17 protein-coding genes are annotated in these 17,459 nt (G+C 58.4%); 15 read left to right on the top strand and 2 right to left on the bottom strand.

Annotation, left to right across the window (positions count from 1 at the left end; genetic code table 11):
* The first annotated feature begins 66 nt into the window (after positions 1-66).
* The 9 genes from livH (at position 67) to ugpQ (ending at position 8,879) form a co-directional block, all read left to right on the top strand.
* On the top strand, positions 67-993 hold the full coding sequence (livH, locus tag F3J39_RS12920; RefSeq protein WP_039381919.1) for a high-affinity branched-chain amino acid ABC transporter permease LivH: 927 nt from the start codon (positions 67-69) through the stop codon (positions 991-993).
* On the top strand, positions 990-2,261 hold the full coding sequence (locus F3J39_RS12925; protein WP_094111289.1) for a high-affinity branched-chain amino acid ABC transporter permease LivM: 1,272 nt from the start codon (positions 990-992) through the stop codon (positions 2,259-2,261). The genes livH and F3J39_RS12925 overlap by 4 nt, the downstream gene beginning before the upstream one ends.
* The gene (livG, locus tag F3J39_RS12930) at positions 2,258-3,025 is read left to right on the top strand and encodes a high-affinity branched-chain amino acid ABC transporter ATP-binding protein LivG (RefSeq protein WP_039381923.1); all 768 of its coding nucleotides are present in this window, start codon (positions 2,258-2,260) and stop codon (positions 3,023-3,025) included. The genes F3J39_RS12925 and livG overlap by 4 nt, the downstream gene beginning before the upstream one ends.
* A gap of 1 nt (position 3,026) precedes the next feature.
* Complete coding sequence (gene livF / locus F3J39_RS12935) at positions 3,027-3,740, top strand: high-affinity branched-chain amino acid ABC transporter ATP-binding protein LivF (protein ID WP_071668457.1); 714 nt, start codon at positions 3,027-3,029, stop codon at positions 3,738-3,740.
* A gap of 223 nt (positions 3,741-3,963) precedes the next feature.
* Positions 3,964-5,280: a sn-glycerol-3-phosphate ABC transporter substrate-binding protein UgpB gene (gene ugpB, locus F3J39_RS12940; RefSeq protein ID WP_071668456.1), complete on the top strand. Its 1,317-nt coding sequence runs from the start codon at positions 3,964-3,966 to the stop codon at positions 5,278-5,280.
* A 55-nt stretch (positions 5,281-5,335) separates the two neighbouring features.
* The gene (ugpA, locus tag F3J39_RS12945; RefSeq protein ID WP_039381930.1) at positions 5,336-6,226 is read left to right on the top strand and encodes a sn-glycerol-3-phosphate ABC transporter permease UgpA; all 891 of its coding nucleotides are present in this window, start codon (positions 5,336-5,338) and stop codon (positions 6,224-6,226) included.
* Entirely contained in the window at positions 6,223-7,065 is an 843-nt protein-coding gene (gene ugpE, locus F3J39_RS12950; RefSeq protein ID WP_039381934.1) for a sn-glycerol-3-phosphate ABC transporter permease UgpE, read from the top strand. Before ugpA ends, ugpE begins: the two co-directional genes overlap by 4 nt.
* The gene (locus F3J39_RS12955) at positions 7,066-8,139 is read left to right on the top strand and encodes a sn-glycerol-3-phosphate import ATP-binding protein UgpC (protein ID WP_039381936.1); all 1,074 of its coding nucleotides are present in this window, start codon (positions 7,066-7,068) and stop codon (positions 8,137-8,139) included. It begins immediately after the preceding gene.
* On the top strand, positions 8,136-8,879 hold the full coding sequence (gene ugpQ / locus F3J39_RS12960) for a glycerophosphodiester phosphodiesterase (RefSeq protein WP_166714292.1): 744 nt from the start codon (positions 8,136-8,138) through the stop codon (positions 8,877-8,879). Before F3J39_RS12955 ends, ugpQ begins: the two co-directional genes overlap by 4 nt.
* Here ugpQ and F3J39_RS12965 read toward each other — a convergent pair.
* Entirely contained in the window at positions 8,876-9,172 is a 297-nt protein-coding gene (locus F3J39_RS12965) for a DUF2756 domain-containing protein (RefSeq protein WP_039381941.1), read from the bottom strand. The genes ugpQ and F3J39_RS12965 overlap by 4 nt on opposite strands.
* Before the next feature lie 201 nt (positions 9,173-9,373).
* Between F3J39_RS12965 and ggt the strand changes: the two genes are divergently transcribed.
* The 4 genes from ggt (at position 9,374) to gntU (ending at position 14,302) form a co-directional block, all read left to right on the top strand.
* Positions 9,374-11,125: a gamma-glutamyltransferase gene (gene ggt / locus F3J39_RS12970; RefSeq protein ID WP_104085620.1), complete on the top strand. Its 1,752-nt coding sequence runs from the start codon at positions 9,374-9,376 to the stop codon at positions 11,123-11,125.
* A 160-nt stretch (positions 11,126-11,285) separates the two neighbouring features.
* On the top strand, positions 11,286-12,281 hold the full coding sequence (gntR, locus tag F3J39_RS12975; RefSeq protein WP_166714293.1) for a gluconate operon transcriptional repressor GntR: 996 nt from the start codon (positions 11,286-11,288) through the stop codon (positions 12,279-12,281).
* Positions 12,282-12,422: 141 nt separating this feature from the next.
* Complete coding sequence (gene gntK / locus F3J39_RS12980; protein ID WP_039381948.1) at positions 12,423-12,962, top strand: gluconokinase; 540 nt, start codon at positions 12,423-12,425, stop codon at positions 12,960-12,962.
* The gene (gene gntU / locus F3J39_RS12985) at positions 12,962-14,302 is read left to right on the top strand and encodes a gluconate transporter (RefSeq protein ID WP_166714294.1); all 1,341 of its coding nucleotides are present in this window, start codon (positions 12,962-12,964) and stop codon (positions 14,300-14,302) included. Before gntK ends, gntU begins: the two co-directional genes overlap by 1 nt.
* A 231-nt stretch (positions 14,303-14,533) precedes the next feature.
* Here gntU and F3J39_RS12990 read toward each other — a convergent pair whose 3' ends face one another.
* The gene (locus tag F3J39_RS12990) at positions 14,534-16,159 is read right to left on the bottom strand and encodes a Na/Pi cotransporter family protein (RefSeq protein ID WP_166714295.1); all 1,626 of its coding nucleotides are present in this window, start codon (positions 16,157-16,159) and stop codon (positions 14,534-14,536) included.
* A gap of 285 nt (positions 16,160-16,444) precedes the next feature.
* Here F3J39_RS12990 and psiE point away from each other — a divergent pair, with 285 nt between their 5' ends.
* Entirely contained in the window at positions 16,445-16,855 is a 411-nt protein-coding gene (gene psiE, locus F3J39_RS12995) for a phosphate-starvation-inducible protein PsiE (RefSeq protein ID WP_039381954.1), read from the top strand.
* An 88-nt stretch (positions 16,856-16,943) separates the two neighbouring features.
* Positions 16,944-17,459: a chorismate lyase gene (ubiC, locus tag F3J39_RS13000; RefSeq protein ID WP_039381957.1), complete on the top strand. Its 516-nt coding sequence runs from the start codon at positions 16,944-16,946 to the stop codon at positions 17,457-17,459.

Below are 17,459 nucleotides of genomic sequence, written 5' to 3' on the forward strand. Positions count from 1 at the left end.
GGTTTGCTGCCCTGACCCTTTCTTACCCCAGAGAGGGAATCTCTGATCCACTTGCAGGTCCTCATTATGTCCGAGCAGTTTCTCTATTTTATTCAGCAGATGTTCAACGGGGTCACCCTCGGGAGCACCTATGCGCTGATCGCGATTGGCTACACCATGGTGTATGGCATTATCGGCATGATCAACTTCGCCCACGGCGAGGTTTACATGATCGGCAGCTATGTCTCTTTTATTGTCATTGCCGCCCTGATGATGATGGGCATTGATACCTCGTGGCTGATGATCGCCGCCGGTTTTATCATGGCAGTGATCATCTCCAGCGCTTACGGCTGGAGTATTGAACGCGTTGCCTATAAGCCGGTGCGCGCTTCCAAGCGGCTGATTGCGCTTATCTCCGCCATCGGGATGTCTATTTTCCTGCAAAACTACGTCAGCCTGACCCAGGGCTCGCGCGATCTGGCGCTGCCCAGTCTGATCACCGGCCAGTGGACATTGGGTGAAAGCAACGGCTTCGCCGCCACGCTCACCACCATGCAGCTGGTGATCTGGGTAGTGACGTTTCTGGCAATGCTGGCGCTGACGCTGTTTATCCGCTATTCGCGTATGGGCCGCGCCTGCCGCGCCTGCGCAGAAGATCTGAAAATGGCGAGCCTGCTGGGCATCAATACCGACCGCGTCATTTCGCTGACCTTTGTGATTGGTGCGGCTATGGCAGCGGTTGCTGGCGTGCTGCTGGGGCAGTTCTACGGCTCAATCAACCCGTTTATCGGCTTTATGGCCGGCATGAAAGCATTTACTGCAGCGGTGCTGGGCGGTATCGGCAGTATTCCGGGCGCCATGATTGGCGGACTGGTACTCGGCATTGCGGAAGCGCTGACGTCAGCTTACCTCTCGACGGAATATAAAGATGTGGTCTCCTTTGCGCTGCTGATCGTGGTATTGCTGGTGATGCCAACCGGTATCCTGGGCCGCCCGGAGGTAGAGAAAGTATGAAGCGTCTCGGGCTGCTTAACGCCGTGCTTTCCGCGGCAATGCTGCTGGTACTGGCCAGCTTCTTTATGGGCATGCGTCTCGACCTGGATGGCACCCGGCTGATTGTGGTCAGCGCGGGCGAGGTTCGCTGGAACTGGATCTTCGCCGGCTGCGCGGTGGTCTTTATCTTTCAGCTGCTGCGTCCGCTGTTTTCAGGCCGGTTTCGCCGCAGCGGTAAAGCTTTTGTGCTGCCGGCGTTTGATGGATCTACCGCGAAGCAGAAACTGCTGATGGCGCTGCTGATCGTCGCTGCCGTTGCGTGGCCGCTGTTTGCCTCACGCGGCAGCATCGACATTGCTACGCTGACGCTGATCTACGTCATGCTGGGACTGGGGCTTAACGTGGTGGTTGGCCTCTCCGGACTGCTGGTGCTGGGCTACGGCGGTTTTTATGCCATTGGCGCCTATACCTTTGCGCTGCTGAACCACTACTACGGTTTTGGCTTCTGGGAGAGCCTGCCGCTGGCGGGCATCGTGGCGGGCGCCTTTGGCCTGATGCTGGGATTTCCGGTGCTGCGCCTGCGCGGCGACTATCTGGCGATTGTCACGCTCGGTTTCGGTGAAATCGTGCGTATTCTGCTGCTGAACAGTACGTCGATTACCGGCGGGCCGAACGGTATCGCGCAAATCCCCAAACCCGGCCTGTTTGGCATTGAGTTTGGCCGCCGCGTCAGCGAAGGGGGCTGGACGACGTTCCACGAGCTGACCGGGCTTGCCTACAACCCCAATCACCGCGTGATTTTCCTCTATCTGGTCGCGCTGCTGCTGGTGGTACTGACGCTATTTGTGATCAATCGCCTGCTGCGTATGCCGCTGGGGCGCGCATGGGAAGCGCTGCGCGAAGATGAGATCGCCTGCCGCTCGCTGGGGCTGAGCCCGACGCGCATCAAGCTGACCGCCTTTACCATCAGCGCCGTATTTGCCGGTTTTGCCGGGACGCTGTTTGCAGCGCGCCAGGGCTTTGTCAGCCCGGAGTCGTTTACGTTTGTTGAATCCGCTTTTGTGCTGGCTATCGTGGTACTGGGCGGGATGGGGTCTCAGCTGGCGGTGATCCTCGCGGCGATCCTGCTGGTGGTATCGCGTGAACTGATGCGCGATCTTAATGAGTACAGCATGCTGGTGCTGGGCGGCCTGATGGTGCTGATGATGATCTGGCGTCCGCAGGGGTTGCTACCGATGAAGCGTCCGCATCTGAAACTGAAAAAGAGCAAACAGGGAGAGCAGGCATGAGTCAGCCTTTATTAGCCGTTGAAGGCCTGATGATGCGTTTTGGCGGCCTGCTGGCCGTCAACAATGTGGCACTGGCGCTGCATCCGCAGGAGATTGTTTCACTTATCGGACCCAACGGTGCCGGTAAAACCACCGTGTTTAACTGCCTGACCGGCTTCTATAAGCCGACCGGCGGCACCATTAAATTGCGCGATCGGCCGCTGCAGGGCCTGCCGGGACAGAAAATCGCGCGCATGGGCATTGTGCGCACGTTTCAGCACGTGCGGCTGTTCCGTGAGATGACAGTGATTGAAAATCTGCTGGTGGCGCAGCATCAGCATCTGAAAAGCGGCGTCTTTTCCGGCCTGTTAAAAACCCCGGCGTTTCGCCGCGGTGAGAGCGAGGCGCTCGATCGCGCAGCCATCTGGCTGGAGCGTATCGGCCTGCTGGAGCTGGCAAACCGCCAGGCGGGTAATCTGGCTTACGGCCAGCAGCGCCGGCTGGAAATTGCCCGCTGCATGGTCACGCGCCCGGAGATCCTGATGCTGGACGAACCGGCCGCGGGCCTTAACCCGCGTGAAACGCATGAGCTGGATGCGCTGATCGCCGAGCTGCGCAGCGAGCACAAGGTATCAGTACTGCTGATTGAACACGATATGAAGCTGGTGATGGGCATTTCCGACCGCATCTACGTGGTCAATCAGGGAACGCCGCTGGCGAACGGTACACCGGAACAGATCCGCAACAACCCGGACGTGATCCGGGCTTATTTAGGTGAGGCGTAAGATGGCAAACCCGATGTTAACGCTGCAGGGTGTAAGCGCCCACTACGGTCCGATCCAGGCGCTGCACAATATTAATCTGCATATCAGTCAGGGGGAGATCGTCACGCTGATTGGTGCCAACGGCGCCGGTAAAACCACGCTGCTGGGTACGCTGTGCGGCGAGCCACGCGCCACCAGCGGCACCATTGTGTTTGACGGAAAAACCATTACCGACTGGCAGACGGCAAAAATCATGCGGGAGGCGATCGCGATCGTGCCGGAAGGGCGTCGGGTGTTTTCCCGCATGACGGTGGAGGAGAATCTGGCGATGGGCGGTTTCTTTGCCAGCCGGCATGAGTATCAGACGCGTATTGAGCGGGTTTACCAGCTCTTTCCCCGGCTGGCAGAACGCAAAGTGCAGCGTGCCGGTACCATGTCCGGCGGTGAACAGCAGATGCTGGCGATTGGTCGTGCGCTGATGAGCCAGCCGCGTCTGCTGCTGCTGGATGAACCCTCGCTCGGGCTGGCGCCTATCATCATCCAGCAGATTTTTGACACTATTGAGCAGCTGCGTAAAGAGGGGATGACCATCTTTCTGGTTGAGCAAAACGCCAATCAGGCGCTGAAGCTTGCCGATCGCGGTTACGTGCTGGAGAACGGTCACGTGGTGCTGGAGGACAGCGGTGAGGCGCTGCTCTCTAACGAAGCGGTGCGCAGCGCCTATCTCGGTGCCTGATCGGCCTGCGGCCCGGTATCCTGCCGGGCCGCCTTTTTCCTGCCTGCCGCTTTTTTGCTGAAAAATGTGCACAACGTTCACGTTTTACCGCCCGGCTGGCGCGTTTCTGTGTGTCATATCTCTGTCATATTTCGGTTATTTTTCTATCATCTTCCCGTGTCATGTTACTCCGCGAACAAAAAATGCGTGATATTGCGCGTACCTAACAGCACAGGAAAACTTTATGACCGCTTTAACGCTTCGTCCCCGTCTGATGAGTGTGTTGCTTGGTCTGGCGCTCAGCGGTAACGCGCTGGCTGCGACCGAAATCCCTTTCTGGCACTCAATGGAAGGGGAGTTAGGCAAAGAAGTTGACTCTCTGGCACAGCGTTTTAACCAGGCGCATCCCGATTACAAAATTGTGCCCACTTACAAAGGTAACTACGAGCAGAGCCTGGCGGCGGGGATCGCAGCGGTACGCACCGGTAAAGCGCCTGCGCTGCTGCAGGTCTATGAAGTCGGTACGGCAACCATGATGGCCTCGAAAGCGATTGTGCCGGTGCACGACGTGTTCAGCCAGGCTGGCGTGCAGATGGATGCGAAGCAGTTTGTGCCAGCCGTGGCGGGTTACTACAGCGACAGCAGCGGTCAGCTGATCTCTCAGCCGTTTAACAGCTCAACGCCGGTGCTCTACTACAACAAAGATGCCTTTAAAAAAGCGGGGCTGGATCCGGAGCAGCCGCCGAAAACCTGGCAGGAGCTGGCAAAAGACGCCGCTGCGCTGCGTAAAGCCGGCATGAGCTGCGGCTATGCCAGCGGCTGGCAGGGCTGGATCCAGATTGAAAACTTCAGCGCGTGGCATGCGCTGCCGGTAGCCAGTAAAAACAATGGCTTCGACGGCACGGATGCGGTGCTGGAGTTCAACAAGCCGGTGCAGGTGCGGCATATCCAGATGCTCGAAGAGATGAACAAAAAAGGTGATTTTACCTACTTTGGACGCAAGGATGAGCCGACCGCCAAGTTTTATAACGGCGACTGCGGGATCACGACCGCCTCTTCCGGCTCGCTGGCGGATATCAAGCACTACGCCAAATTTAACTTCGGCGTAGGCATGATGCCGTATGACGAGACCGTGCCTGAAGCACCGCAGAACGCCATCATCGGTGGCGCCAGCCTGTGGGTGATGAAAGGCAAAGATGCGGCCACCTATAAAGGGGCGGCGGAGTTTATGAAGTTCCTCGCGCAGCCGGAGATTGCCGCCGAATGGCATCAGAAAACCGGCTACCTGCCGATCACTACCGCCGCCTACGAGCTGACCAGAAAGCAGGGTTTCTATGAGAAGAACCCGGGCGCGGATATCGCTACCCGGCAGATGCTCAACAAAGATCCGCTGCCATACACCAAAGGGATGCGTCTCGGCAATATGCCGCAAATCCGCACGGTGGTAGATGAAGAGCTGGAAGGCGTCTGGACCGGCAAGCAGACGCCGCAGGCAGCGCTGGATAACGCGGTTAAGCGCGGTAATGCACTGCTGCGCCGCTTTGAACAGCAGGTGAAATAAATCCGATCCACCGGGAGCGACGCTGGGTCGCTCCCGCTTTCAGCGTGAGTTCGCTATGCCCTCATCGTCTCGTCCGGTCTTTCGTGCCCGGCTGCTGCCCTATTTGCTGATGGCACCGCAGCTGATTATCACCGCCATCTTCTTTCTCTGGCCTGCCGGAGAGGCCCTCTGGTATTCGCTGCAGAGCATCGATCCGTTTGGCATCTCCAGCACCTTTGTCGGGCTGGAGAACTTCAGCCGTCTGTTCAGCGATCCCTACTATCTCGACTCCTTCTGGACCACGATAGTGTTCAGCCTGCTGGTCACGGTGCTGGGGATGCTGTTCTCGCTCCTGCTGGCCGCGCTGGTTGACTATGTTGTGCGTCTGCAGAAGCTCTATCAGACCCTGCTGCTGCTGCCGTACGCGGTGGCACCGGTGGTCGCCGCAGTGCTGTGGATGTTCCTCTTTAATCCAGGGCTTGGGCTGCTCAGCCATCTGCTTAATCAGATGGGCTATAACTGGAACTATGCGCAGAACAGCGGTCAGGCGATGTTTCTGATCGTGCTCGCCTCTATCTGGCAGCAGATGAGCTACAACTTTCTGTTTTTCTTCGCGGCGCTGCAGTCGATTCCGAAGTCGCTGACTGAGGCGGCCGCTATCGACGGGGCCGGGCCGGTACGGCGCTTTTTTCATCTTTCTCTGCCGCTGATTACGCCGGTGAGCTTCTTTCTGCTGGTGGTCAACCTGGTCTACGCCTTCTTTGATACCTTCCCGGTCATTGATGCCGCCACCGGTGGCGGGCCGGTACAGTCCACCACCACGCTTATCTACAAAATTTATCGGGAAGGATTTACCGGTCTCGATCTCTCCTCATCTGCCGCGCAGTCAGTCGTGCTGATGCTGCTGGTGATTGGTCTCACTATTCTGCAGTTCCGCTTTGTTGAGCGTAAGGTGCAATATCAATGATTGAGAACCGACGCGGGCTGGATATTTTCAGCCACACGCTGCTGATTCTGGGCGTGCTGACCATTCTGTTTCCGCTCTATGTCGCCTTTGTCGCCGCCACGCTGGATAACACCGCGGTTTATCAGGTCCCGATGACGCTGGTGCCCGGCACGCATCTGTGGGAGAACGTTTCGCGTATCTGGACGCAGGGCGTTAACGGCAGCGCCGCGTTTGGCATGATGTTGCTGAACAGCTTTATCATGGCGCTGGCGATTACGATCGGCAAAATCAGCGTCTCTATGCTCTCAGCTTTTGCGCTGGTCTGGTTTCGCTTTCCGCTGCGCACGCTCTTTTTCTGGCTGATTTTCATTACGCTGATGCTGCCGGTTGAAGTGCGTATCTTCCCGACGGTTGAGGTGATCGCCACCCTTAATCTGCTCGACAGCTACAGCGGGCTGACGCTGCCGCTGATGGCGTCGGCAACGGCCACCTTTCTGTTCCGCCAGTTCTTCCTGTCGCTGCCGGACGAGCTGATTGAAGCCGCGCGCATTGACGGTGCCGGGCCGATGCGCTTCTTTTGGGACATTGTTCTGCCGCTGTCAAAAACCAATCTTGCCGCGCTGTTTGTGATCACCTTTATCTACGGCTGGAATCAGTATCTCTGGCCGCTGCTGATTATCAATGATGCCAGTCTGAGCACCGCCGTGGCGGGGGTAAAAAGCATGATCAACACCAGCGGCGGCCCGACGCAGTGGAATGAAGTGATGGCGGCGATGTTATTAACCCTGATCCCACCGGTTGTGGTGGTTCTTGTAATGCAGCGCGCGTTTGTGCGTGGCCTGGTGGAGAATGAGAAATAGATGGCAGGCGTAACCTTACAGAGCGTGACGAAATCGTATGACGGCAAAAATGCGGTGATCCAGCCGCTAACCATCACCATCAACGAGGGCGAGTTTATGGTGATGGTGGGGCCCTCCGGCTGCGGCAAGTCGACGCTGCTGCGCATGGTGGCCGGACTCGAGCGCGTCAGCTCCGGCGACATTTTTATTGCTGAGCAGCGGGTCACGGAGATGGAGCCGAAAGATCGCGGCATCGCGATGGTGTTTCAGAACTACGCGCTCTACCCGCATATGACGGTAGGCGAAAACATGGGCTATGGCCTGAAAATCCGCGGCATGGGCAAAGCGCAGATCGCCCAGCGCGTGCTGGAGACCGCGCGTAGTCTGGAGCTTGACCACCTGCTGAACCGGCGACCGCGTGAACTCTCGGGCGGGCAGCGGCAGCGTGTGGCGATGGGACGCGCTATCGTGCGTGAACCGGCTGTCTTCCTGTTCGATGAACCCCTCTCCAACCTTGATGCGCGCCTGCGCGTGCAGATGCGTCTTGAACTGCAGCAGCTGCACCGCCGTCTGAAAACCACCAGCCTTTACGTCACGCACGATCAGGTTGAGGCGATGACGCTGGCGGAGCGGGTGATGGTGATGAACAAAGGGATTGTGGAGCAGGTTGGCACGCCGGTAGAGGTTTATGAGCGTCCGGCCAGCCAGTTTGTTGCCGCCTTTATCGGCTCCCCGGCGATGAACCTGCTGCCAGGAGAGATCAGCCGCGATGGCCTGCACTTTACGCTGGATGCGCTGAACAGCCTGCCGCTGGGCGAGAGACGGCCGCAGTGGGCTAACAGGCCGCTGACGCTCGGCATCCGTCCTGAGCATATTCATCTCTCTTCGCGTGAAGCAGGCGGCGTGCCGCTGGTGGTCGATACGCTGGAGATCCTCGGCGCGGATAACCTGGCACACGGCCATCTTGGTCAGGCGCGGCTGGTGGTACGGCTGCCGCACAGCGAACGTCCGCAGGCGGGCAGCACGCTGTGGCTGCATCTGCCGCCGGATGCGTTACACTTCTTCGATGCTGTTCATGGAAAACGTCTGGAATGAGTAACAACAACTGGCCCTACCCGAAAATTGTGGCCCATCGCGGCGGCGGTAAACTCGCGCCGGAAAACACGCTGGCGGCAATTGATACCGGCGCGCGTTATGGCCATACCATGATTGAGTTTGATGCCAAACTCTCGCAGGATAAACAGATCTTTCTGCTGCACGATGACACGCTCGATCGCACCAGCAGCGGCTGGGGCGTGGCGGGCGAACAGACGTGGGCGCAGCTGGCACAGCTCGATGCCGGCGACTGGTTCAGCGGGGCGTTTACGGGCGAGCCGCTGGCGCTGCTGACGGACGTGGCGGCGCGCTGTCGTCAGCACCGAATGATGGCGAACATCGAAATTAAACCCACCACCGGCACCGACGCGGAGACGGGCGCTGCCGTGGCGCTCGCCGCCCGTCAGCTCTGGCAGGGACAGACACCTCCGCTGCTCTCCTCATTCTCACCTGAAGCGCTGGCAGCAGCACAGCAGGCTGCGCCAGAGCTGCCGCGCGGTCTGCTGCTGGATGAGTGGGATGACGCATGGCAGACGCTGACCAGCCAGCTGAAGTGCGTGTCGATTCACCTGAATTACCGGCTGCTCGACGCGGAGCGCACCGCGCTGCTGAAGGCAGCCGGGTTGCATATCCTGGCCTATACGGTTAACCAGCCCGCGCGTGCCCGCGAGCTGCTGAGCTGGGGTGTGGATGCCATCTGCACCGATCGCATTGACATCATTGGTCCCGATTTCAGTTAGTTGTTATTCGGCATGGTGCCGTTCTGCTGCGTATTCTGACCCGGCTGCGACTGCAGTACCTGCTGTCGGGTGCTGTCGCGTTTTTCCTGCAGCTGCCGCTGCATATTTTGCGTCTGCCGCTGCTGATCCTGGTGCAGCAGGCGCTGCTGCTGCTGCTGCTGGGTCTGCATCTGGGTCTGCATACGCTGCTGGCTTGGGTTATAGCCGGGCTGATTCACATTATTGTTATTCAGCGTATTTGCCATACCGCTCAGCGGCAGCAGGGCTGCCAGCGCAATAAGCCATGTTTTCATTATTCCCTCCGATCGTCTGACCTGCTGTGTAAACAGGCGGCCCGCAGGTCGTCTGCCTCTTAATCATAAGTTTATGCGATATCACAAAGCCTGAAATCGGGCGTGCGTGCAATTTGCGTTAAGTGTTATGTTTTTACTGCTTTAGCAAACACTTGCATCGATAAATAACAAATGTAAACAACTGAAAAGGATGGTGGCAGGATGAGGACAGCAGGCAGGTTGCGCCAGTTGAGCTGGGCGATGTTAATGAGTTTTACCGTGGTGCAGGGGGCTGCTGCGGCGCCCGCAAGCGCGCCGCCGATCTCCTATGGCGTTGACAGCGACACCTTTCATCCGGTAAAGGCGCAGCACGGCATGGTCGCTTCGGTGGATGCGATGGCAACGCAGGTGGGCGTGGATATTCTCAGGCAGGGCGGCAATGCGGTGGATGCGGCGATCGCCGTGGGCTTTGCGCTGGCCGTTACTCATCCGCAGGCGGGTAATCTCGGCGGTGGCGGCTTTATGCTGCTGCGCACGGCGTCCGGGCGGACTGCTGCTATCGACTTTCGTGAAATGGCGCCGGCGCGCGCCTCGCGCGATATGTTCCTTGATAAGCAGGGTAATGCGGATAGTAAGTTATCACTTACTTCTCACCTGGCGTCTGGTACGCCGGGTACGGTTGCGGGATTTGCGCTGGCGGCAAAGAAGTATGGCACGCTGCCGCTGCGCACGCTGCTGGCCCCGGCTATAAAGCTGGCGCGTGACGGCATTATCGTCAACGATGCGCTGGCGGACGATCTCGCCACCTATGGCAAAGAGAACCTGATCAATCACGCCACCAGCCGGGCAATTTTTTACAAAGCGGATGGCAGACCTTACCAGAAAGGCGATCGGCTGGTGCAGAAGAACCTGGCGCGCAGCCTGCAGCTGATTGCGCAGCAGGGAGCCGATGCGTTTTATACCGGCCGCATTGCTGATGAGATCGCCAGCGAGATGGCACAGCACGGCGGGCTGATTGGCAAAGCGGATCTCGCCGCTTACCGTGCCGTAGAGCGTAAACCGGTCAGCGGCACCTACCGCGGCTATGAAGTGTTCTCTATGCCGCCACCCTCATCGGGCGGGATCCACATTGTGCAGATCCTGAATATCCTGGAGAACTTCGATCTGGCGAAGTGGGGCTTTGGCAGCGCAGACGCCATGCAGGTCATGGCAGAAGCGGAGAAGTACGCTTACGCCGATCGCTCAGAGTATCTTGGCGATCCCGATTTCGTTAAAGTGCCGCAGCAGGCGCTGACCAGCAAAGCCTATGCCAGGACCCTGGCGCAGCAGATCGATGTCAGCAAAGCGCGGCCGTCGTCAGAGATCAAACCGGGTAAGCTGGCACCGTACGAGAGCAATCAGACCACCCACTTCTCGGTGGTGGATAAAGCGGGCAACGCTGTGGCGGTAACCTATACCCTGAACACCTACTTTGGCAGCGGGATCGTGGCAGGCAACAGCGGCATCCTGATGAACAACGAAATGGATGATTTCTCCGCGAAGCCGGGTACGCCAAACGTTTACGGTCTGGTCGGCGGCGAGGCGAATGCGATTCAGCCGGCGAAGCGTCCGCTCTCCTCCATGTCACCGACGATTGTGGCCAAAGAGGGGAAAACCTGGCTGGTCACCGGCAGCCCGGGCGGCAGCCGGATCATCACGACCGTGCTGCAGATGGTGGTTAACAGCATCGATTTCGGGATGAACGTGGCGGAAGCGACTAACGCGCCGCGTTTTCATCATCAGTGGCTGCCCGATCAGCTGCGCGTGGAGAAAGGCTTCAGTCCCGATACGCTGCGCCTGCTGGAAGCGAAAGGCCAGCACGTGAAGGTGCTGCCGGCAATGGGCAGCACGCAGAGCATCATGATCGGTCCTGATGGCATGCGCTACGGCGCCTCCGATCCGCGTTCGGTTGACGATCTCAGCGCCGGTTATTAATCGCCGGTAAGTCCGATACTGCTTCCGGTATTGTTTAGCCAGCCTGCGTGCTGGCTTTTTTTATCGCCGATCGACCCATCCGGCATGCGGGCGGGCACCAGACACGGAAGCGGTAAAAATAGTGATAAACTCAGCCTATCTCTGGCCTCAGGTGCATACGATGAAGAAGAAAAGACCGGTATTACAGGACGTCGCCGATCGCGTCGGCATCACCAAAATGACCGTCAGTCGCTATCTGCGCGACCCGGAGCGGGTCTCCGCCGCGCTGCGTGACAAAATTGCCGTCGCGCTGGATGAGCTGGGCTATATCCCTAATCGTGCACCCGATATGCTCTCAAACGCCACCAGCCGCGCCATTGGCGTGCTGCTGCCCTCCCTGACCAACCAGGTCTTTGCTGACGTGCTGCGCGGAATTGAAACCGTGACCGATGAGGCGGGATATCAGACGCTGGTCGCGCACTTTGGCTACAATCCGGAAAAAGAGGAGCGGCAGCTGCGCTCGCTGCTGGGCTGGAATATTGACGGCGTGATCTTAACCGAACGCACCCATACCACCGGTACGCTGCGCATGCTGGAGGTAGCCGGGATCCCGGTCATTGAGATCATGGACAGCGTCACGCCGTGTCTGGATATGGCGGTGGGATTTGATAATGTCGAAGCGGCGCGACAGATGACGCAGGCTATCCTGAAGAAAGGGCATCGCCATACGGTCTACCTGGGGGCGCGGCTCGATGAACGTACGCTGCAGAAGCAGCAGGGATATGAACAGGCAATGCGCGAGGCGGGGCTGACGCCGCACAGCGTGATGATGGAAGACGCCTCTTCCTTCAGCGCCGGCGCGCAGCTGCTGTGCGAGGCGCAAAAGCGCTATCCGGCAACCGACAGTCTGTTCTGTACTAACGATGACCTGGCCGTAGGCGCCATGTTTGAATGCCAGCGTCAGGGGCTGCGCGTGCCGGAGCAGATGGCGATCGCGGGCTTTCATGGTCACGATATTACGCAGGTCGTGACGCCGCGGCTGGCAACCGTGCTGACACCGCGCGAACGGATGGGGAGCGAGGCGGCTGCCATGCTGCTGGCGCGCATTGGTGGCGAACGTTCATTTAGCGGCCCGCTCGATATCGGCTTTGAGATTGCTGAAGGTGACAGCATCTGATTTTGGCGATTGTATGAGCCACTTCACACTTTTACGCTTTTCCGGCTGACGAGGGTTGTCAGCATCGGGACGCACTCCGACAATGAATGACAGATTTGTTATCGGTAACATTGGCAGAATAAGCTGCCGGAGCGCAAAACTATGATCACGCCATCTTCATCACATCACGTTTTTATCCTGATGGGTGTATCCGGCAGCGGAAAGTCTGTCGTTGCTAATCGGGTATCACACGAACTGAATACCGCTTTTCTGGATGGAGATTTCCTTCATCCGCGCAGCAACATCATGAAAATGGCGGAAGGCCATCCGCTGGATGACAACGATCGCCAGCCGTGGCTGCAGGCGCTGAACGACGCGGCTTTTGCCATGCAGCGCACTCAGGCGGTGTCGATTATCGTCTGCTCGGCGCTGAAAAAGTCCTATCGTGACATTTTGCGCCAGGGCAATCACAACCTGAAATTTATCTATCTGAAAGGCGATTTCGAAACCATTGAAACCCGCCTCAAAGCCCGTAAGGGTCACTTCTTCAAGCCGCAGATGCTGGTAACGCAGTTTGCCACGCTGCAGGAACCTGGCACAGATGAGGCAGATGTCCTGATGGTGGATATCAATCACTCGCTGGATGACGTTGTTGCAGCTACGGTTGCGACCATCAGGGATGCAATCAACAAGGGCGAGTAATGAGTACCGCAACGCTGGTGTTAACCGCAGCAGGCTCTGTCCTGCTGCTGCTGTTTCTGGTAATGAAAGCGCGGATGCACGCCTTTGTCGCCCTGATGTTAGTTTCTATTGGCGCCGGACTTTTCTCCGGTATGCCACTCGATCAGATCGCCGATACGATGCAGAAAGGCATGGGCGGCACGCTGGGCTTTCTTGCTATCGTCGTAGCGCTTGGCGCAATGTTCGGCAAAATTCTGCATGAAACCGGTGCGGTGGATCAGATCGCTATCCGGATGCTGAAAACCTTTGGCGAGAGCCGGGCGCACTATGCGATGGGGATCGCCGGGCTGATCTGCGCGCTGCCGCTGTTTTTTGAAGTCGCGGTGGTGCTGCTGATCAGCATCGCCTTTGCGGTGGCACGCCGCACGCATGACAACCTGGTGAAGCTGGTGATCCCGCTGTTTGCCGGCGTAGCGGCGGCGGCGGCGTTTCTGCTGCCGGGACCTGCGCCGATGCTGCTGGCGGCACAAATGCACGCTGATTTTGGCTGGATGATCCTGCTGGGACTCTGCGCAGCCATTCCGGGGATGCTGATCGCCGGGCCGCTGTTTGGCAGCCTGATCGCCCGCCACGTCAGCTTCAGCGCGCCGCCGGAAGATCATCAGCCGGATATGGACGAGGGCAGGCTGCCCTCATTTGGTTTCAGCCTCTCTCTGATCCTGTTTCCGCTGCTGCTGGTCGGGCTGAAAACCATCGGTGCGCGCTTTACCACGCCGGATACCCGGCTTTACGAATGGCTGGAATTTATTGGCCATCCGTTTACCGCGATTCTGCTGGCGCTGCTGGTGGCGATCTATGGCCTGGCGTACCGGCAAGGCATGGATAAAGAGAAGGTGATGCAGGTGTGCGGCAGCGCGCTGCAGCCCGCCGGCATTATTCTGCTGGTTATCGGTGCCGGCGGCGTCTTTAAGCAAGTGCTGGTTGACTCTGGCGTGGGGCCGGTGCTGGGTCACGCGCTGACCGGCGCCGGTATGCCGATCGCGCTGGCCTGCTTTATTCTGGCGGGCGCTATCCGGGTTATTCAGGGCTCTGCAACCGTGGCCTGTCTGACCACCGTAGGGCTGGTGATGCCGGTGATCGAACCGCTGCACTACAGCGGCGCGCAGCTCGCGGCACTCTCAATCTGTATCGGCGGTGGCTCAATTATTATCAGCCACGTCAACGATGCTGGCTTCTGGCTGTTTGGCCGCTTTACCGGTGCCACCGAGGGCGAGACGCTAAAGACCTGGACGCTGATGGAGACCATCCTCGGCACCACCGGCGCCATCGTCGGCATGATTGCGTTTAGTTTGTTATCGTAAATAACCCAGGGGCGCATAAATGCGCCCCCTACATCGCCCTCGTAGGGGCGTCATTAATGACGCCCTGGCCGATGCCCGCACCGAATCATTTATGGCGATTGATACCGTGCACACCCTAAACCAGGGGCGCATAAATGCGCCCCCTACGGGATTAAATAACGCCGTTAGTGGCGGTTGATACCGTGCACACCCTAAACCAGGGGCGTATAAATGCGCCTCTGCGTGCTTACCTTAATCTACTTCCCGCTCATCATCTGGCTGGTCGAGAACGGTGTAAGCCACCGCGCAGAACAGCGAATTAAGGCGCTTCATATCTCCCAGCAGCCCCAGATGCAGCGAACTGGTCTCAATGCTCTGCACATTATTCAGATGCAGCCGCTCCACGTGCGAGTGAGAGAAACGGCGGATCAGAATACGGAAGCGATGTTTGGCCCGCCGCAGACGTTTCGCGCTGGCGATATCATGCGACAGAAATACCGAGAGGCTCAGGCGCAGGTTATTCAGCACCTGCTCCTGCAGTGTATTCAGCTCTTCCAGCCCTTCTGCCGAAAAGGCCCGCCGCGCCTGCAACGATTTATCCGCAACGTCACCGCTCATGCGCTCAATGATGTCACCCGCCTGTTCAAGATTCAGCGCCATCTCAATAATTTCAGCCCAGCGCCGCGCATCCTCCTCTGCCAGATCTTCGCGCGGCATGCGGGCCAGATAGAGTTTGATCGCGGTATAGAGCACGTCAACATCATCATCCAGCTGCCGCACCCGGTGCGATTCACGCAGTTCGCCCCGGACTACGCGGCTGAACGACTCCAGCATCTGCTCCAGCACGTCGCCCATGCGCAGGGTCTCACGCGCGGCATTGACCAGCGCCAGCGCAGGCGTATCCAGCGCGCTTTTATCCAGATGTCTGGGCTTGAGATGCGCCTGATGCTCTGCATCGTCAGAAATCATACGCTGGCAGAGTCGCGCCATCGGTGCCGCAAACGGCACCATGATCAGGCAGCGTGCCAGGTTGTAGAAAACGTGGAAAAAGATCACCAGCTCTTCATCATTCACCGGCAGCCGATCCAGCAGCTCAGCAATAAAATCAACAAACGGCAGTACCGCAATGCTGCCGATAAGCTTGAACAGCAGGCTGCCGAGCGCCACCCGCTTGCCAGCCGCATTAGAACCGCTGGCGTTGATCATCGCCAGCAGGCCGCTGCCGAGGTTGGCACCAATGACCAGACAGAGCGCCACCTTAAATGAGATCACCCCGGCGGCCGTCAGGGTCGCGGTGATCAGCACCGCCGCCAGGCTCGAGTAGCTGATGATGGCAAAAACGGCGCCAATCAGGGCGTCCAGCAGCGTATCGCCGGTCAGGGTGGAGAAGAGCACCTGCACGCCCGAAGCCTGCGTTATCGGACGTGCTGCGGTGACAATCAGCTGCAGCGCCAGCAGGATCAGCCCGAGACCAATGGCAGCACGGCCCATCTGTCCGACGCGCGTCTGTTTGCGGCTGAGAAAAAAGACCACGCCAAAAAAGATAAACAGCGGGGAGAGCCAGGAGAGATCGAAGGTCAGCACGCGCGCCATAATGGCCGTGCCGACGTCAGCCCCCAGTACCACCACCAGGGCAGGTGTCAGGCTGACCAGGTTTTGCGCCACAAACGAGGTGACCAGCAGCGTAGTGGCGTTGCTGCTCTGTACCAGAGCGGTAACGCCAATGCCGGCCAGAAAAGCCATCGGTTTTTTTTCCACGCTGCGGCTCAGTACCCGGCGCAGATCGGCGCCGTACACGCGCATGATGCCGGTACGCACAATGTGGGTGCCCCAGACCAGCAGTGCGACAGCAGAAAGCAGATTAAGCAGAGTTAGCACGGTCGCAGGCTCCTGTATGCCAGGCAAAAAGCAGCCAGCTGCCTGCCTGGCAAACACGGCAGCGGGGGAAGACCGGTAGCGCACCGCATGAATTTTTCGTTAGATATAAATAACCTGAAGCGGCGTCGACCTGTTAACTGTAGCTGAATCCGGTTCACTGCGATGAGATATCCACGGCGTTTACGCTGCCCCTGCCGGAGAACCGCCACCTTAACGTCATATTGTGATTCAGATCACATTGCAGCATGATAGCGCTCTTCTCATTTGCGCATTAAGGACGCAGCAATGACAGATAAATCAGCCGCCGGTCAGCTCATCGCGACGGTGCTGCAGTGGGTACTTAACCTCGGCCTGTTAATCCTGGCCGTGATCCTGGTGGTGTTTCTCGGCAAGGAGACGATTCATCTGGCTAACGTGCTGTTCAGCACCGGTGAACAGGCGTCATCCTATCTGCTGATTGAAGGCATTGTGATCTACTTTCTCTACTTTGAATTTATCGCGCTGATTGTGAAATATTTTCAGTCGGGCTATCACTTTCCGCTGCGCTACTTTGTTTATATCGGGATCACCGCCATTATCCGGCTGATTATCGTTGACCACAAAAACCCGTTCGACACGCTCTGCTATTCCGCTGCGATCCTGATTCTGGTGGTCACGCTGTGGCTGGCAAACAGCAACCGGCTGAAGCGCGAATAACGTCCCTTATCATCTCCGGCGCTCGCGGCCGTGCCAGCGGCCGCGCTCTGCGGTAAACTAAGGCAACTTTTTTGCCGGAGATCGCCTGATGTCGCACGATGCGCTGCGCCAGTTATATGCCTTGCAGTGGTTACCCGCCTCCTCGCTGCTGCCCGCACCGCTGACCGACTGGCTGATGGAAGAAGATTCCATGACGCGCCGTTTTGAGCAGCACTGCCGGCAGGTTACCGTTCAACCCATCCGTGAAGGCTTTGTCAGCGCGGCGGAGGTCGCAGCAGAAGCGGCTTTTCTGCCGAACGATACGCGCTTCTGGCTGCGCGAAATCGTGCTGTGCGGCGACGGCGAGCCGTGGCTGCTGGGCCGCACCGTAGTGCCCGAGAGTACGCTGCAGGGACCGGAGCAGATGCTGCAGCAACTTGGCACACGCCCGCTGGGGCGCTATCTTTTTGCCTCTTCAGCGCTGAGCCGCGATTTTATTCATCCCGGCCAGGCCGGCGATCTGTGGGGACGGCGTTCGCGCCTGCGCCTGTCGGATAAGCCCCTTCTGTTAACTGAACTTTTTTTACCGGCATCGCCGCTTTACCGCGCGCTGCAGCAAGGATGA

Source organism: Pantoea sp. Acro-807 (assembly GCF_011752675.1).
In the GTDB taxonomy this organism is placed as follows: Bacteria; Pseudomonadota; Gammaproteobacteria; order Enterobacterales; family Enterobacteriaceae; genus Pantoea; species Pantoea eucrina.

Excerpts from the sequence above, each read along its gene's own strand:
- gntU (WP_166714294.1), top strand. The coding sequence starts at position 12,962 with ATGAGTACCGCAACGCTGGTGTTAACCGCAGCAGGCTCTGTCCTGCTG.
- gntR (WP_166714293.1), top strand. The coding sequence starts at position 11,286 with ATGAAGAAGAAAAGACCGGTATTACAGGACGTCGCCGATCGCGTCGGC.
- F3J39_RS12965 (WP_039381941.1), bottom strand. The coding sequence starts at position 9,172 with ATGAAAACATGGCTTATTGCGCTGGCAGCCCTGCTGCCGCTGAGCGGT.
- livF (WP_071668457.1), top strand. The coding sequence starts at position 3,027 with ATGGCAAACCCGATGTTAACGCTGCAGGGTGTAAGCGCCCACTACGGT.
- ubiC (WP_039381957.1), top strand. The coding sequence starts at position 16,944 with ATGTCGCACGATGCGCTGCGCCAGTTATATGCCTTGCAGTGGTTACCC.
- ugpE (WP_039381934.1), top strand. The coding sequence starts at position 6,223 with ATGATTGAGAACCGACGCGGGCTGGATATTTTCAGCCACACGCTGCTG.
- ugpA (WP_039381930.1), top strand. The coding sequence starts at position 5,336 with ATGCCCTCATCGTCTCGTCCGGTCTTTCGTGCCCGGCTGCTGCCCTAT.
- F3J39_RS12955 (WP_039381936.1), top strand. The coding sequence starts at position 7,066 with ATGGCAGGCGTAACCTTACAGAGCGTGACGAAATCGTATGACGGCAAA.
- gntK (WP_039381948.1), top strand. The coding sequence starts at position 12,423 with ATGATCACGCCATCTTCATCACATCACGTTTTTATCCTGATGGGTGTA.
- ugpB (WP_071668456.1), top strand. The coding sequence starts at position 3,964 with ATGACCGCTTTAACGCTTCGTCCCCGTCTGATGAGTGTGTTGCTTGGT.
- psiE (WP_039381954.1), top strand. The coding sequence starts at position 16,445 with ATGACAGATAAATCAGCCGCCGGTCAGCTCATCGCGACGGTGCTGCAG.
- F3J39_RS12925 (WP_094111289.1), top strand. The coding sequence starts at position 990 with ATGAAGCGTCTCGGGCTGCTTAACGCCGTGCTTTCCGCGGCAATGCTG.
- livH (WP_039381919.1), top strand. The coding sequence starts at position 67 with ATGTCCGAGCAGTTTCTCTATTTTATTCAGCAGATGTTCAACGGGGTC.
- livG (WP_039381923.1), top strand. The coding sequence starts at position 2,258 with ATGAGTCAGCCTTTATTAGCCGTTGAAGGCCTGATGATGCGTTTTGGC.
- ggt (WP_104085620.1), top strand. The coding sequence starts at position 9,374 with ATGAGGACAGCAGGCAGGTTGCGCCAGTTGAGCTGGGCGATGTTAATG.
- ugpQ (WP_166714292.1), top strand. The coding sequence starts at position 8,136 with ATGAGTAACAACAACTGGCCCTACCCGAAAATTGTGGCCCATCGCGGC.